The 15397-nt window shown below is 70.9% G+C and carries 17 protein-coding genes; 1 reads left to right on the top strand and 16 read right to left on the bottom strand.

Features of this window, described 5'->3' with window-relative positions; genetic code table 11:
- Positions 1–265 precede the first annotated feature (265 nt).
- The 7 genes from VFF46_RS35455 to groES form a co-directional block, all read right to left on the bottom strand.
- Positions 266–1900, bottom strand: coding sequence for a hypothetical protein (locus VFF46_RS35455; RefSeq protein ID WP_325041630.1), 1635 nt, complete (start codon positions 1898–1900; stop codon positions 266–268).
- Positions 1893–2516 carry an RNA polymerase sigma factor ShbA gene (gene shbA / locus VFF46_RS35450; RefSeq protein WP_414673129.1) on the bottom strand — a complete coding sequence of 208 codons (624 nt, stop codon included), beginning with the start codon at positions 2514–2516 and terminating at the stop codon, positions 1893–1895. Before shbA ends, VFF46_RS35455 begins: the two co-directional genes overlap by 8 nt.
- Before the next feature lie 177 nt (positions 2517–2693).
- A complete protein-coding gene (locus VFF46_RS35445) occupies positions 2694–3698 on the bottom strand; it encodes a CU044_5270 family protein (RefSeq protein ID WP_325041629.1) in 1005 nt (334 codons plus the stop codon).
- Positions 3695–4276 carry an RNA polymerase sigma factor gene (locus VFF46_RS35440; protein WP_325041628.1) on the bottom strand — a complete coding sequence of 194 codons (582 nt, stop codon included), beginning with the start codon at positions 4274–4276 and terminating at the stop codon, positions 3695–3697. Before VFF46_RS35440 ends, VFF46_RS35445 begins: the two co-directional genes overlap by 4 nt.
- 23 nt (positions 4277–4299) lie before the next feature.
- The gene (locus VFF46_RS35435) at positions 4300–4761 is read right to left on the bottom strand and encodes a GNAT family N-acetyltransferase (RefSeq protein WP_325041627.1); all 462 of its coding nucleotides are present in this window, start codon (positions 4759–4761) and stop codon (positions 4300–4302) included.
- Between the two features lie 73 nt (positions 4762–4834).
- The gene (gene groL, locus VFF46_RS35430; RefSeq protein WP_325041626.1) at positions 4835–6454 is read right to left on the bottom strand and encodes a chaperonin GroEL; all 1620 of its coding nucleotides are present in this window, start codon (positions 6452–6454) and stop codon (positions 4835–4837) included.
- 158 nt (positions 6455–6612) lie between these two features.
- The gene (gene groES / locus VFF46_RS35425; RefSeq protein WP_133782216.1) at positions 6613–6909 is read right to left on the bottom strand and encodes a co-chaperone GroES; all 297 of its coding nucleotides are present in this window, start codon (positions 6907–6909) and stop codon (positions 6613–6615) included.
- 190 nt (positions 6910–7099) lie between these two features.
- On the opposite strand from groES, the gene VFF46_RS35420 reads away from it, so the two are divergent.
- Entirely contained in the window at positions 7100–8284 is a 1185-nt protein-coding gene (locus VFF46_RS35420) for a class I SAM-dependent methyltransferase (RefSeq protein WP_325041625.1), read from the top strand.
- A gap of 176 nt (positions 8285–8460) precedes the next feature.
- On the opposite strand, the gene VFF46_RS35415 is transcribed toward VFF46_RS35420, so the two are convergent.
- The 9 genes from VFF46_RS35415 to VFF46_RS35375 form a co-directional block, all read right to left on the bottom strand.
- The gene (locus VFF46_RS35415) at positions 8461–9198 is read right to left on the bottom strand and encodes an alpha/beta hydrolase (RefSeq protein WP_325041624.1); all 738 of its coding nucleotides are present in this window, start codon (positions 9196–9198) and stop codon (positions 8461–8463) included.
- Positions 9195–9641: a GNAT family N-acetyltransferase gene (locus VFF46_RS35410; protein WP_325041623.1), complete on the bottom strand. Its 447-nt coding sequence runs from the start codon at positions 9639–9641 to the stop codon at positions 9195–9197. The genes VFF46_RS35415 and VFF46_RS35410 overlap by 4 nt, the downstream gene beginning before the upstream one ends.
- A 48-nt stretch (positions 9642–9689) precedes the next feature.
- Positions 9690–10736, bottom strand: a complete 1047-nt coding sequence (gene tsaD, locus VFF46_RS35405) for a tRNA (adenosine(37)-N6)-threonylcarbamoyltransferase complex transferase subunit TsaD (RefSeq protein ID WP_325041622.1) — start codon at positions 10734–10736, stop codon at positions 9690–9692.
- Positions 10733–11182 carry a GNAT family N-acetyltransferase gene (locus VFF46_RS35400; RefSeq protein ID WP_325041621.1) on the bottom strand — a complete coding sequence of 150 codons (450 nt, stop codon included), beginning with the start codon at positions 11180–11182 and terminating at the stop codon, positions 10733–10735. Before VFF46_RS35400 ends, tsaD begins: the two co-directional genes overlap by 4 nt.
- On the bottom strand, positions 11179–11838 hold the full coding sequence (gene tsaB, locus VFF46_RS35395; RefSeq protein WP_325041620.1) for a tRNA (adenosine(37)-N6)-threonylcarbamoyltransferase complex dimerization subunit type 1 TsaB: 660 nt from the start codon (positions 11836–11838) through the stop codon (positions 11179–11181). Before tsaB ends, VFF46_RS35400 begins: the two co-directional genes overlap by 4 nt.
- Positions 11838–12764 (bottom strand): tRNA (adenosine(37)-N6)-threonylcarbamoyltransferase complex ATPase subunit type 1 TsaE, encoded by a 927-nt coding sequence (gene tsaE, locus VFF46_RS35390; protein WP_325041619.1) that lies wholly within the window; start codon positions 12762–12764, stop codon positions 11838–11840. The genes tsaB and tsaE overlap by 1 nt, the downstream gene beginning before the upstream one ends.
- Positions 12765–12784: 20 nt before the next feature.
- The gene (locus tag VFF46_RS35385) at positions 12785–13903 is read right to left on the bottom strand and encodes an alpha/beta hydrolase (RefSeq protein WP_325041618.1); all 1119 of its coding nucleotides are present in this window, start codon (positions 13901–13903) and stop codon (positions 12785–12787) included.
- A gap of 6 nt (positions 13904–13909) precedes the next feature.
- A complete protein-coding gene (gene alr, locus VFF46_RS35380) occupies positions 13910–15055 on the bottom strand; it encodes an alanine racemase (RefSeq protein WP_325041617.1) in 1146 nt (381 codons plus the stop codon).
- Positions 15056–15070: 15 nt separating this feature from the next.
- Positions 15071–15397 (bottom strand): HAD-IA family hydrolase (locus VFF46_RS35375; RefSeq protein WP_325041616.1); only part of this gene is annotated, 327 nt, incomplete at its 5' end.

Below are 15397 nucleotides of genomic sequence, written 5' to 3'. Positions count from 1 at the left end.
CAGACGTTGCGGCTCACCCGGGACCGGGTGACCGCCTCGGACGGGATGACGTCGGACTCGTTCGGCTGCAGCAGTACGTCGTCGAAGGTGAGGCCGAGGACGGCGAACTTGTCGGGAACTCCAGCGGGGGTGATGTCCATGAGGAAAACGTGCACCTTTGTACGGCGAGAACGGAACCCCATCCTATCCGCGCCGCGACCGGGCCCCGAATCCGCCGTCCACAGGCACCGCCCGCCACGGATGCGCGGCGGGCGGTGACCCGGTGTTACTTCTGCGTCTCGGTCGGTACGTTGATGATGCCGAGGATCTGCAGCAGGCTGGACTCGTCGGTGGAACCGTGGGTCCGGGCGATCGCGGCGTGCTTGCCCTCCGCGTAGTGGCCGGTGGAGTGCTTGCCCTTGGTGTAGGCCTTCCGGACCGAACCGGTGCTGACCTTGCCGCTGGAGTGCTTCGCGGACTCGGTCCCGGCCGGCTTGCCCTTGGCCTTCGTCTTCGCGTGCGCCTTCGCCGGGACCTTCGCCATGGCCGGCTCGGTGACGGACTGGGCGGTCGCGTCGGCCGGGCCGAAGTACTGCTGGGCGCTGTCCAGCGTCGGCAACTCGCCGGTCGGCGTCGGCGGTACGTCGACGGGCACCGCACCGAGCGCGCTGTTCAGCAGGCCGTCGATCACGCCCGGGACGACGGTCGCACCGGCCCCCGGCGTGGTCGTCGTACCGGACGGCGTGGTGTCCGTACCACCGGTACCCGTGCCGCCGGTCGTCCCGGTCCCCGTGCTCCCGGTACCACCGGTGGTCCCGGTACCAGTCGAACCCGTACCGGTCGAACCCGTGCCGCCCGTCGTACCGCTGCCGGTGCCGTCGGTCGTACCGGTCCCCGTGCCGCCCGTCGTACCAGTGCCGGTACCCGCGCCGTCGGTGGTGCCGGTGCCGCCGGTTGCGGGCTGGCCGGTGCCGGTGCCGTCGGTGGTACCGGTGCCGGTGTCACCGGTCGGTGCGGTGGTCGGTGCAGTGGTCGGGTCGGTGGACGAACCGCTCGAACCGTTGCCGCCGGAACCGTTGTCCACGGTCGCCGGCGGCGTCGTGGTGGTGTCGGTCGGGGGCGGCGTGGCCGTACCGGTCGTGTCGGGCGGCGTCGACGGCGGATCCGTCGGACCGCCGGTCGGCTGGTCCGTCGACGTACCGCCCGGCTCGTTCGTCTTGCCGTCCGACGGCGTCGTGGTCTTGGTCCCGGACGGGTCCGGCGTGGTCTTGAGACCGCCCCCGTCGGTGGCCAGGGCCTGCGGCTTCTGCTCGGTCTGCAGCGGCAGGACCAGCGCCTTGTCGCCGACCGGCGGCGAGATCAGCGGCGGCGTGTTGGTGTTGTCCTGCGCCTGCGGCGCGTCGGTGCCGGAGTTGCCGGTGCCGTTCGAGTCGGCGTGTTCCGCGCTCGCCTTGGCCTGGTAGTCCTTGCCGACCTTGACGATCTTCTGCCGGTCGACCACCGGCAGGCCGTTCAGGTCCTGCTTCGGGAAGCTGGTCTGCGGCCGGACCGCGTCGACCATCTTCTCGATGACCTTCTCGTACGGCGACAACGGGTCCCCGGTGACCGCGGCGGCCACCCCGGACACCGACAGCGCGGCGACCGCGGCCACTCCGAACGCCAGACCACGGGTCGCCACCTTGCGGGCGAACGGGTCGGTGATCGGGTTCAGCGCGGCGCAACGCGCCAGGAAGCTCTCCGGATCGTCGATGGTCTCCACGGGGAGTTCGTCCTCGACCTCCACGGCCAGCCGCAGATCGGCCAGCAGCGCGACGGCCGGGTCGTGCTCGCCGGCCGCGCGGGCGGACTCCCCACCGGCGGCAAGCAGATCGAGCAGCGCGTCATCAGCCTCGATCGCGTCCAGGTCGAATCGGTCAGCCATGATGCCCCTCCCCTGCTCTTCCTCGTTCCGACTGTGCTTCATGCCCCACGAACCCCCTGAGCGTGTGCAACGCCCGATGCTGTGCGACCCTCACCGCCCCCGGTGTCATCCCCAGTGCCCGGCCGGTCTCCTCGGCTGACAACCCCGCAACGACGCGCAGGCGCAGGATCTCGCGCAGCTTCTCCGGCAGCTTCTCCAGCAGGCCCATGATGTGCTGGACCTCGGAATGCCGAACCGCACGCTCCTCAGGCGTCGGTGACTCGTCCGCGCCGTCCGGCAGGTCCGGCGTCGAGACGTCGGCGACCGCGAACGCACGCTGGGCATCGGCGACCTTGCGGGCCGCGATGCCGTAGACGAAAGCCTCGAAAGGCCTCCCCTCGTCGCGGTACCGGCCGAGCGCACCGAACACCGCGACGCAAACCTCTTGAGCGACGTCGTCGACCATGTCGGCGCCGCCGGGATAGGTCCACAGACGGGACCGTACGTAACGGTGCGCCACAGCGCGCACCCTGGTGAGCAGGTCGTTGAGAGCTGCACGGTCCCCGTCGCCGGCCAGCGCGGCAAGATCCCTGAGCTCGACCCGGTCGTGGGTGTCAGGCACTTTGACCTCTGTCACCCCTCGCCCCCTCGTAGTTTCAGACCGGTCAGCCTGCAAGATGCTACGGCCCTCATCTCTGGTTGCCTAGTGGCAAGTCGCAGTCAAGCCCTTGTTTTGATCACAATCTGTCACTACTGGCGGGTCACCACTCCGCTTGCCGGGCGCGGGGCCGCCGGGGCGGCCCCGCGCACCGAGCTACTTCACGACCGGTTGGGAGTCCACGATCCGGGTGGTCATCGAGGCCGAGTCGACGATCTGACCGGCGTGGAAGCCGGGCAGGTGCCGGCCGGAGCCGACGACGACGGACTGCTCGCCGATGTAGGCGCCGTTCGTGCCCGAGATGACGATCTCGGTCCGGATGTCCTTGTCGAGCAGCCCGATCGCGCGGCCGGTGCGGCCGTTCATCGTGACGTCGTCCAGGAGCTGGATACCGGGGATCCTGGCCGCGGCCCGGTACAGCGCCGCGCGCAGGTCGGACGGGACGAGGCCGCTGTGCAGGACTGTCGACAGGTGCTCGAAGGCGCGGACGTCCGGCTGTACACCGTCCTCGGTCCGGCCGTCGCTCGTGCGCAGAGCGGCGAGCAGGGCGCCGGGGTCGCGCGGCTGGCGGGCGAGGAATTCGGCTGTCGGCGTGCTCCAACCTGCCTTGCAAGGGCCGCCGGGATCCACGGTGCACGGGCTGAGGCCGAGCGTCGCCTTCGGACGGTTGAACAGCCCCGGATCGACCTTCCGGGCCGCGTCCCGGGCTGCCGCGGACGGGAACTCGACCTTGGTCACCTTGTTCGTGCGCCGGACGAACCGCTGCGCCGGCGTGGCCGGGATCCAGGTGTCCGACCGGGAGAAGAAGGTCACCACGTACGTCGGGTTCTGCGTGAAAGCGTTGGTGAACGACGACTCCAGGGTGACCTGACGGAAGTGACCCGGCGGGATCGGGGCGTCCGGGGTGGTCCGGCCGGCCGCGTCAACGAGAAAGGTACTGGCATCCGCGGTGGCGCCGATCGGCTTGTCCTTGGTGAGTACGTCGGCGGCGAGGAAGCCGCCGGCCAGGGCGAATGCGAGGGCGCCGGCGAGGACCAGGCGGGGGCCCTTGCTCCGCCGTACCACTGGCTCGGGGGTGAGGAGCCGGGCGCGAGCGAGGGTGAGCGGGTCGGGGTCGGCGACATCGGGACGTGCGCGCTTGAGAAGGTCGATCTCGGTCATGACAGGTTCTCCTTGAAGTCCGGGCCGAGGGCGGAGCGGAGGGCTCGACGCGCTCGATGCAGGCGGGAGCGGACCGTGCCGACGGGCAGGTCCAGGGCTTGGGCGATCTCGGCGTAGCTGAGGTCTTCCCAGGCGTAGAGCAGCAGGACGTCACGCTCGGCCTGCCGCAGTTCGGCGAGGACGCCGTGCAGGATCCGGGACACCGCCTCCGCGTCGACGCGCGCGGCGACGTCGGTGGCGAGCAGGTCGACGTGCGGTTCGGTACCGGCGGGTTCGGCGCGCGAGTAGGCGCGGTACTGCCGGACCTCGTCGCGACGTCTGCGCCGGATCAGGTTCGTCGCGATCCCGTACAACCACGGGAGCGCGCCGTCCGCCGTACCGCCGTGCTTGTCCCGGCCCTCGAAGGCGATCAGGAAGGTCTGCCCGACCAGGTCGTCGGCCTCGCTGCGTCCGAGCCGGCGCGCGATGTACCGGTGGATCGTCACCGCGTGGCGGTCGAAGACCCGCGCGAACTCGTCGCGCTCGTCGCCGACCGGCACCGTCGGCCCGTCCCGTTGAACAACTGAGAGAGGATGCATACCTGGATCTGCCCGATGCCCCGCTACAGGTTCCGGGTGGGTGCGGTGAACCGGATCAGTTCGGTGGCGTGGGTGCCGCCCCAGTCGATCGGTGTGCGGCCCGCCTCGGTCCAGCCGGCCCGGCGGTACAGGTGTACGGCGGCGCCGCGGTTGTCCACCACCTCGAGCGACAACTCGCGGCCGAGCTGTGCCGCCGTACGCACACAGTGCTCGAGTAGTTGCCGTCCGATGCCCCGCCCGGTCGCGAGCGGATCCACGAAGAGCCGCTCGACCTCGGCGCGGTCGTCCACGGCCGTCAGGACAACATGTCCGGTGACGGTCCCGTCACGCACCGCGACCCAGCAGCCGAGCGCGGTGTCAGGCGTCAGCCAGGCGGCCGGGTCCGCGGGCCAGTTGATCGGGTAGCCGGCCTTCTCGTGGACAGCCCGCAGGAGGCCGACGCAGACGGGCAGGTCTTCGGGGCGGCGTTCACGAATCACCCGCACATATAAGCACCGCCCGGCAGCGTTGCTGCCGGGCGGTGCTGGTGTGCTGTGCTGTCGAACTACTGCCTGAGGATCAGTGGCCGTGACCGTGGCCGTGACCGGCCGCCGGGGCTTCCTCTTCCTCGGGCTTGTCGACCACCAGGGTCTCGGTGGTCAGCAGGAGCGCGGCGATCGAGCCGGCGTTGGCGAGCGCGGACCGGGTCACCTTGACCGGGTCCAGCACGCCGCTGCCGAGCAGGTCGCCGTACTCACCGGTGGCCGCGTTGAAGCCGTTGCCGGACTCCAGCTCGGACACCTTGGCAACCACGACGTACCCCTCGTAGCCGCCGTTCTCGGCGATCCAGCGCAGCGGCTCGACGACCGCCTTGCGGACGATCTTGACGCCGGAGAGCTCGTCGCCCTCCAGGTCCAGGCCGTTGTCCAGCACGGAGGCCGCGTGCACGAGGGCGGAGCCGCCGCCGGCGACGATGCCCTCCTCGATCGCGGCCCGGGTCGCGGACACCGCGTCCTCGATCCGGTGCTTCTTCTCCTTGAGCTCGACCTCGGTGGCCGCGCCGACCTTGATCACGCAGACGCCGCCGGCCAGCTTGGCCAGCCGCTCCTGCAGCTTCTCGCGGTCCCAGTCGGAGTCCGTACGCTCGATCTCGGACTTGATCTGGCTGACCCGGCCCTCGATGTCCTCGGCCTTGCCGGAACCCTCGACGACGGTCGTGTTGTCCTTCGAGACCACGATCCGGCGCGCCGAACCGAGCACCTCGAGGCCGACCTGGTCGAGCTTCAGCCCGACCTCGGGGGCGACGACCTGCGCGCCGGTGAGCGCGGCCAGGTCCTCCAGCATCGCCTTGCGGCGGTCGCCGAAGCCCGGCGCCTTGACGGCGACCGAGGTGAAGTTGCCGCGGATCTTGTTGACCACCAGGGTCGACAGCGCCTCGGCCTCGACGTCCTCGGCGATGATCAGCAGCGTCTTGCCGGACTGCACGACCTTCTCCAGCAGCGGCAGCAGATCCGCGATCGCGGAGATCTTGCCCTGGTGGATCAGGATGTACGGGTCCTCCAGCACCGCTTCGCCGGCCTCGGCGTCGGTGATGAAGTACGGCGAGATGTAGCCCTTGTCGAACTGCATGCCCTCGGTGAACTCGAGCTCGGTACCGAAGGTGTTCGACTCCTCGACGGTGATCACACCGTCCTTGCCGACCTTGTCGAACGCGTCCGCGATCAGCGCGCCGATCTCGGCGTCGCGGGCGGAGATGGTCGCGACGTGGGCCATGTCGCCCTTGTCGTCGACCGGCTTCGCGGTGTCCACCAGCTTGGCCGACACGGCCTCGACGGCCGCCTCGATGCCGCGCTTCAGACCCATCGGGTTGGCGCCCGCGGCGACCGCCCGGAGGCCCTCGTGCACCAGTGCCTGCGCCAGCACCGTCGCGGTGGTGGTGCCGTCACCGGCGATGTCGTTGGTCTTGGTGGCGACCTCCTTGGTGAGCTGCGCACCAAGGTTCTCGAACGGGTCGTCCAGCTCGACCTCACGCGCGACGGTGACACCGTCGTTGGTGATGGTCGGGGCTCCCCACTTCTTGTCCAGGACGACGTAGCGGCCCTTCGGGCCCAGCGTCACCTTCACCGTGTTCGCGAGCTTGTCGACGCCGCGCTCCAGCGCGCGCCGCGCGTTCTCGTCGAACTCGAGGATCTTCGGCATGAAGAAAACCAGTCCTTTTCTGAATATCTCTCCGGTTGCAGGCCCGAACCCGCTGTGTCCAACTCCCCCGCCCCACCGCCCCGGCCGGGGGCCATGACCCACTCCGCCCCGGTGCCAGAGGCCCCGGGGCGGTGTCAGTCAGGAACAGCGGGCGGACGTCACTTGCTGACGACTGCGAGAATGTCGCGGGCGCCCAGGATCAGGTAGTCCTGGCCGTCGTACTTGACCTCGGTGCCGCCGTACTTGGAGTAGATGACCTTGTCGCCGACGCTGACATCCAGCGGGACGCGGTTGCCGTTGTCGTCGATCCGGCCCGGGCCGACGGCGAGGATCTCGCCCTCCTGCGGCTTCTCCTTGGCGGTGTCCGGGATCACCAGACCGGACTTCGTGGTCTGCTCGGCTTCGAGCGGCGCGACGAGGACACGGTCCTCGAGCGGCTTGATCGTGACCGACACTTGCTGACCTCCACGGTCGAATTCGCTTGTCTGTGGCATGTGGTCGCGCTCCCCTGCCGTCGCGGGGGTCAGAGGCCGGACCGCTGGCACCCTCCCACGGAGAGTGCCAACACCGAATCTAGGCCGCGATTAGCACTCGGTCAACTCGAGTGCCAAAGGAATCTCGGCGTCGCCCCTCTAAAGTTGCCGGGTGACTGTCACCGCGCTGCTCGACGGACCGGGCGAGGAGGTGCTGGCCGCCGCGTGCGCCGAGTTCCGCCCCGGCGGCGAGCTGCAACTCGTGGAGAAGCTCAGACGCCGGTACGACGCTGCACTGGTCACGACTGCGGTCACCCAAGCCGCCCTGCGCCACCGGGCCGCCGCGAAGTTCGGCCCGGACGCGGAGCGCATGTACTTCACCCCTGACGGCTTGGAACAGGCAACCCGCACCACAGTCGCCACCCACCGCGCCGAACGGCTGGCAACGGCCCTGCCCGGCGCCAGCGTTGTCGACCTGGGATGCGGCATCGGCGGCGACCTCATCACGGCTGCACGCGCCGGTCTACGAGTCACCGGCGTAGAACGCGATCCGGAGACGGCAGCCACCGCCCGCGCGAACCTGTCCGCCCTGGGCCTGCCGGGCGACGTACTGGTGGGCGAAGCCGAGTCGACCGACCTCACGCCGTACGACGTGGTGTTCGCGGACCCCGCACGACGGGCCGACGGGCGACGGGTGTTCGACCACCACGCCTACTCACCGCCCTGGTCGTTCGTGACCGGGCTGCTGGAGCGGACCGCGTGCGTGAAGGTGGCGCCGGGCATCCCGCACGACGCGGTCCCGGACGGCGTCGAGGCCGAGTGGATCAGCGACGCCGGCGAGGTGAAGGAGGCGGCGCTCTGGTCCGGACGGCTCTCCACGGGCATCCCTCGCCGCGCCACGCTGCTCCCGGGCGGCGCGACCGTCACGGACGCGCCCGAGGTGGACGCCGGCCCGGTCGGGCAGTACATCTACGAGCCGGACGGTGCGGTCGTCAGGGCCGGTCTGGTCACCGCGGTCGCCGCGGCCGTCGGCGGGTGGCTGCTGGATCCACGGATCGCCTACGTGACGGCATCGCAGTACGTCGCGACTCCGCTGGCGTCGGCGTACGAAGTACTGGAAGAACTGCCCTACAAGGAGAAGGCGCTCCGTGCGTGGGTCCGCAGTCAGGGAATCGGGACGCTGGAGATCAAGAAGCGCGGCGTCGACCTGGACCCGGCCCAGCTGCGCAAGAAGCTCGGACCGAAGGGATCCACGTCGGCGACGCTGATCATCACGCGGATCGGGCGGGACGCGGTCGCCTATTCCTGCCGCCGGATCAGTACAGGACTTGCGCTCGACCTACATTCGAACATATGATCGATCTCGCGAGCGGGTCTCCGGGTGACTTGCCGGCGGGCGAGGTGCTGCGTCCGTTGCTGCGCTCCCCGGAGGCCCGCCACTAAACCGTCACCGCGCGTTCATCTGCGGTGGTCAGGCTGGAGTCCGGAACCGGTTGGCCGCTGACCGTTTACCTGGGGAGCAAGCGGTGCGCATCACCCCCAGGCCTCTGTCCGGAACCGTTCCCGCACCGGCAGCCGGACCAGCGACGTAGCGACCCCGGCGAACGCGGACAGTGCTTGAGGGACCGCCGAGACGAAGCCGGCGCCGAGGGCCGGCAGTAGCTCGTCGCCACCGGGCGCCTCGCCGCGCACGAACTCAGCCACCAGGCGGTTCCAGTCCTTCGGGCGGCGCAGCATCGCGTGTCCCTCGCCGGCCAGCGCGTACGTCGTCACCGTCACCCCGGCGTCCCGCAGCCGCGTCGCGTACGCCGTCGTACCGGCGGGCGAGGTGATCGTGTCCTCGGTCCCGTGGACGAAGGTGACCGGCGGGCGGAGCGCGACGAGCGGCTCGTCGTCCGGCAGCCACGGGGCGAGCGCGAGCACCCCGGCGACCCGGGCATGGTCGCCGGCGGCAACCACCGCACGACCGCCCATCGAGTGCCCGATCAGCAGCACCCGGGTGATCACCGGCGGCAGCTCGTCCAGCACCGCCCTCAGGTCGGCGGCCGGGTCGCCGTCGTCGTTCCAGCCCCGGAAGCGGTACCGCGCGAACCCGATCGCGGCGTCCGGCGCGGCCGACCGGGCCACCGCGGCGAACGGCCACATCCGGAGCAGCGCGGGACGCCACAGCTGCGGGTCGGCGTGCGAGTGTTCCTCGCCGCCGTGGGCGATCAGGACCAGTTCGGTCGCCCCCGCGGGGTGCACGACGAGGTCGACACCCGGTCGCCTCACGGGCGTGCGTACAGCTCGGCCGGCTCCTTGCGGATCGCCATCATCCGGCCGGGAGGTGTCTCGGTGAAGCCGTACGAACGGTAGAGCTCGTGCGCGTCGGCCGTCGCCAGCAGGATCTGCCGCAGGCCCTTCAGGTCCGGGTGTTCGAGCAGCGTCGACACGACGAACCGCCCGAGCCCGTGGCCGCGGTGCGTCTCCAGCACGAACACGTCGGCCAGCCACGCGAACGTGGCCCGGTCCGTCACCATCCGCGCGTACCCGACCATCGCGCCGGTCGCGTCGTACACCCCGAGGTTCAGCGAACCCGCGATCGCCCGCTGCACCACCTCACGCGGGATGCCGGCCGCCCAGTACGACGTACTCAGAAAGCCCTGCACCACCGCGGGATCGATACGCTCGGCGTCGTCATCCGCCTCGAAGCCGTCGGGACCTGTCCACTTCATCAGGGCATACCTCGCACTCCCACATCGTAGCGAGTGCGAGGTATGCCCTCAGTTCAGCACCTCCGTGATGGGCATCGAGGAGTCGGCGGGGAGGTCCAGTGGCGACGGGGCGCGGCCGGCGCGGACGAGTTCGGAGCCGAGGGCGGCGACCATCGCGCCGTTGTCCGTGCAGAGTCCGGGGCGCGGCACCCGGACGGTGATCCCGGCCGCGGTGGCGCGCTCCTCGGCCATCGCCCGGAGCCGCGAGTTCGCCGCGACGCCGCCGCCGATCACCAGGTGCTCGAACCCGCGGTCCTTGCAGGCGTCGATCGCCTTCCGGGTCAGTACGTCGCAGACCGCCTCCTGGAAGGCCGCCGCGACATGGTTCACCGGCACGTCCTCGCCGTCGCGCCGCTTGGCCTCCACCCAGCGCGCGACCGCGGTCTTCAGCCCGGAGAACGAGAAGTCGAACCGGTGCCGCTCGAGGTCCCGCTGCGAGGTCAGCCCGCGCGGGAACGTCACGTACCGCCGGTCGCCGTCCTGCGCCGCCTTGTCGATCCACGGACCGCCCGGGAACGGCAGCCCGAGGACCCGCGCGACCTTGTCGAACGCCTCCCCGGCCGCGTCGTCGATCGTGCTGCCCATCGGTACGACGCCGTCGGTAATGTCATGGACCGCGAGCAGCGACGAGTGCCCGCCGGACACCAGCATCGCGACGCAGCCCTTCGGCAGGTCGCCGTGTTCGAGGGTGTCGACCGCGACGTGCGCGGCCAGGTGGTTGACGCCGTAGATCGGCTTGTCCAGCGACAGCGCGAGGCCCTTCGCGGCGGCGACACCGACCAGCAGCGCACCGGCCAGCCCGGGACCGCTGGTCACCGCGACCGCGTCCACGTCGGCCGGCTTGATCCCGGCCGTCTCGCACGCGCGGCGGATCGTCGGCACCATCGCCTCGAGGTGTGCACGGCTGGCCACCTCGGGCACCACGCCGCCGAACCGGGCATGCTCCTCGACACTCGACGCGACCGCGTCCGCGAGCAACGTCTGCCCGCGCACGATCCCGACCCCGGTCTCGTCACACGACGTCTCGATCCCCAAGATCAGAGGCTGTTCCGTCACGTTTCCTCCCGCCACCGCATGATCACCGCATCCTCGCCGCCCGCGTAGTACCCGCGCCGCCGGCTGATCTCCGCGAACCCGAACCCGGCGTACAGCGCCCGGGCCGACTCGTTGCCCGCAGCAACTTCCAGCAGAACCGTCCGCCCCGCGCAACGCTCCAGGGCGATCGTCAGCAGTTGCCCACCGATGCCCGTACGCCGCCGCGCCGGAGCCACCGCGATCCGCAGTACCTCGACCACATCGAGCTCCACCGGCGGCAGCAACAGTACGACGTACCCGACAACCGAACCGTCGTCCGCGACCAGCACCACCCGGTCCTCGGTCAACCGCTCGAACTCGTCCGCCCACGCGGCCGCGCTCCACGCCTCCGACCCGAAGCACGTCCCATCGAGCGCGACCAGCGCCGCCAGGTCGTCGGCGACGGCGGGCCGGATCGCGGGTCTCACAGCACGCTCTTCGGCCCGCTGGACATGGTCACGTCGGGCCGCCGCAGGTACAGGGGATCCGGCGCGACAACCTCCAGCGTCCGCGTAGCCACCCCCGTCGCCAGGACCTCGGCCGACGGGTACTCCACCACGTCGTCGACCGGTACGCCGAGCACCTCGCCGTACAGCACCGCGCCCCGCCCGATCACCGGCAACCCGGACAGCACGTGCGCGACCTCGGCAGGCTTGTCCACCGCGGGTCCCTCCAGCCGCCGCCGGCTCCCGTCCGCGGCCGGGCCGTCGTACAGCGCCCAGTAGATCTCCTTGCGCCGCGCGTCCGTGGCGACCGCGACCGGCAACGTCAACGACGACTGCCGTGCGAGGATGTCCAGGCTGCACACCCCGGCGACCGAGATCCCGAGTACTTCGCCCATCGTCCGCGCGGTCACCAGCCCGACCCGCAGCCCCGTGAACGGCCCCGGCCCGACGCCGACCGCGATCCCGGTCAGCTCGCGCGGCGTCACGCCCGCACTCGCCAATGCGGCAGCGATCGCCGGCGCCAGCAGCTCGCCGTGGCGCAACGCGTCCACGGTCGTCGACGACGCGACGATCTCCCCGCCCGGGGTAGCGAGCGCGACGGTCACCGCGGCACTGGAGGTATCGAAGGCAAGCAACATCAGTTCTTCTCCAGGGCAGACACACGTACGCCGGACGCCGCCCAGCGAGGGCCGACCGGGGTGATGCGGAGCGCGCGGGTCTCGTCGGTGTCGTCGTCGCCGCGGGTCACCACGATGTCGAGCCGGTCCGGCGCGAGCCCTTCAGCCAGCCCGTGACCCCACTCCACCACGGTGACAGCCTCCTCCAGGCTCGCGTCCAGGTCGAGGTCGTCCAGCTCCGCGAACCCGCCGACCCGGTACGCGTCCACGTGCACCAGCGCCGGACCGCCGACGAGCGACGGATGTACCCGTGAGATCACAAACGTCGGCGAGGTGATCGCGCCCCGGACCTTCAGTCCGGCGCCGAGCCCCTGCGTGAACGTGGTCTTCCCGGCACCGAGATCGCCGGACAGCACGAGGACGTCGCCCGCGCGCAGCTGGCCCGCCAGCTCCTCGCCGATCGCCTGCATGTCGTCGGCGGTCGGCACCGTCAGCTCGACCGGCATCGCCTTCGCGTAGATCAGATTGTGCGCCTGCCGGTCGACGACGGAGTACCCACGGCGCCGCCAGAACTCCACCGTGTCCGGCAGCTCGACGCGCGCGATCAGGTTCACCCGGCTCAGCCCACGCCGTACGGCGACTTCCTCGGCGCAGCCGACCATCGCGGACGCGACACCGCGGGACTGGTTCCGCGGGTCGACCGAGACGCGGCGCAGGTTCAGGATGTCGCCGGTCTGCTCGAACAGCATCGCGCCTGCCGGCACGCCGTCGCTCAGCACCAGCAGGCCGCCGTGCCGCTCGATCGCCGCGGTCACGGTGGCGACGTTCTCGGACAGCTGGGTCGACGGCGGGTCGAGCACACGGCGGGCGGCGAACGCGTGGTGGATCACCGCCACGATCGCCTCGGCGTGCTCGGCGGTGGCGTCCACGACGCGCAGGTCGGTCATCTCGGGGTCATCTCGCAGATTCAGGAAGGTGCCAGGGACTGTTCGGCGCGCTCGATCATCCCAAGCAGTGCCGCGGTGAACTCACGGTGGTGCTCGATCAGGCCGAGGTGCCCGCAGTTCTTCACCTCGACCAGCTCGGCGCCGGGGACCCGCCGGACGATCTCCTCGGCGTGCGCGAACGGCGTCAGCTGGTCCTTGTCGCCGCCGATCACGACGCACTCCACCTTCTGCAGCGGCTCCAGGGCCTCGTGCTTGTCGTGCAGCGCGAAGATCGGGTAGAAGTCCGCGATCACCTCGATCGGCGTCGCCGCGATCATCTCGTTCGCGAACTCGGTGAAGGCCGGCGGCACCTCGGAGCCGAACGCGTACTTCCGGGTCAGCAGGTAGATCAGGTCCGAGCCCGCCTTCCGGCTGCGCTCGACGATCTCCGGGATCCGGGCCAGCGCGGCCACCGTCGGGTTCGCCAGCTGGCGGGCCAGCATGCCCGCCTTGCCCGGGAACACGATCGGCACCTGGTCGAGCCGCCCCGCGCTGGTCGAGCAGAGCCCGACGCCGATCACCCGGTCGCCGAACAGCTCCGGGTGCTGGTCGGCGAGCGCCATGATCGTCATCCCGCCCATCGAGTGCCCGATCAGGATCACCGGCCCGGTCGGAGCGAACCGCTCGACGATCCCGTACAGGTCCTTGCCGAGCTGCTCGATGCTGACGCCTTCCTTCGGCGACCGCCCGGACCGCCCGTGCGAGCGCTGGTCGTAGAACACCATCGTGCCGATCCCGGCCATGTCCCGGCGCTCGAAGTGCCAGAGGTCGAGGTTCAGCCCGTAGCCGTGGATGAAGATCAGCGTCAGGTCCTCGGGCGGCACCGGCAGCTTGCGGCCCAGCTTGCGCTTCGGCGGCGGCGCGGGGCGGCGGGAGCGCTTCAGCTCGTCGACCTCGACGTACAGCTCGACGCCGTCGTCGGCGGTGAAGATGTACGGCGTCCCGCGCTGGGTGCCGAACGGCTCCGCCTCCAGCTGCTTGCGCAGCCCGGACCGGCGGCCGATCACCTGGCGCTCGACCGCGACCCCGGCCGCGGCGCCCGCGGCCAGCACTCCGACCGCGGCCCCGATCAGACCAGCAGTCCGCCCTGCCTTGGACATGCTGATCTACCTTTCGGAATCTACGTACCGGCGCGGGATGCGGGCGCCCAGGCGGGTGACGATCTCGTAGTTGATGGTGCCGGCCGCGTCGGCCCAGTCGTCGGCGGTCGGCTCCCCCGCCGTACCGGGACCGAACAGCACGACCTCGTCGCCGGCCGCGGCCTCGTCGTCCTCAAGATCGACCACGCACTGGTCCATGCAGATCCGGCCGACGATCGTACGGCGTTTGCCGCCGACCTGGACCGGGCCGCCGTTCGAGGCGTGCCGGGGCAGGCCGTCGCCGTACCCGAGCGGGACCAGGCCGAGCGTCGACGGCCGTGGCGCGGTCCAGGTCAGCCCGTACGAGACCCCCGCGCCGGTCGGCACCCGCTTCACCATCGCGAGCCGGGCCTTCAGCGTCATCGCCGGCCGCAGGTCGAGCTCGGCCGACGGCAGCGCGTGCCCGAACGGCGAGAGCCCGTACGTCGCGACGCCCGGACGGACCAGGTTGAAGTGCGTCTCGGGCAGCGCGAGCGTGGCACCAGAGTTCGCCAGGTGCTTGAACTCGGCGTCGATCCCGAACGACTCGGCGACCTCGATCGCCTCGGTGAACGTGGCCAGCTGGGTCTCGTTGACCGCGCTCTTCGGCTCGTCCGAGGACGCCAGGTGCGACCAGATGCCCTTGATCTCGATCCGCCCGGCCGCCTGCTCGCGGAGCGCGGCCCGGATCAGCGCCGGCCACTCCTCCGGTACGGCGCCGCCGCGCGACATGCCGGTGTCGATCTTGAGGTGCACCCGCGCGGGCCGGTCCTGCACCGCGGCGGCCAGCTCGTCGATCTCCCAGGGCGCGCCCGCGGACAGATCGATCCCGGCGTCGATCGCGTCCGCCAGCGGCTCGCCCGGCGTGGTCAGCCAGCAGAACACCGGCCCGGTGTCACCGGCCGCCCGCAGCCCGAGCGCCTCCTCGAGCACCGCAGCCCCGATCCAGTCGGCACCGGCCTCGCGCGCGGCCCGGGCAACCGGCACCATGCCGTGCCCGTACCCGTCGGCCTTCACCACGGCCATCAGCTGCGCCCCCGGCGCGCGGCCACGCAGCGTGCGCACGTTGTGGCGGATCGCCGCCAGATCGACAACCGCCTCAGCGCGGACCGGGTGTGACTGAAGAGTAGACATGGTTAACCCAGTGTCTCAGGCTCCGTCGATCAGGTCGGGCAGGGCGGTCATGTTGTGGAAAACCGTGTCCGCATCGACAAGTTTCGCGGGGTCGGTCATGCCGGCGTACCCGAAGACCTTCATGCCGGCGGCGACCGCGGCTGCGACGCCCAGCGGGCTGTCCTCAATCACCAGGCAGTCGGCCGGCTTCACCTCCATCTCCGCGGCCGCGTGCAGGAACAGGTCCGGCGCGGGCTTGCCGTGCGCGACGTCCTCGGCGCTGAAGATCCGCCCCTCGAACCGGTCCAGGAAGCCGACCGCGGTCAACGCCGTACGGATCCGTCGATGCGTACCGGACGACGC

The organism is Kribbella sp. (assembly GCF_035655035.1).
In the GTDB taxonomy this organism is placed as follows: Bacteria; Actinomycetota; Actinomycetes; order Propionibacteriales; family Kribbellaceae; genus Kribbella.
The sequence above is the reverse complement of the archived record's forward strand: the minus strand, read 5'-3'. Positions and strand labels throughout refer to the sequence as shown.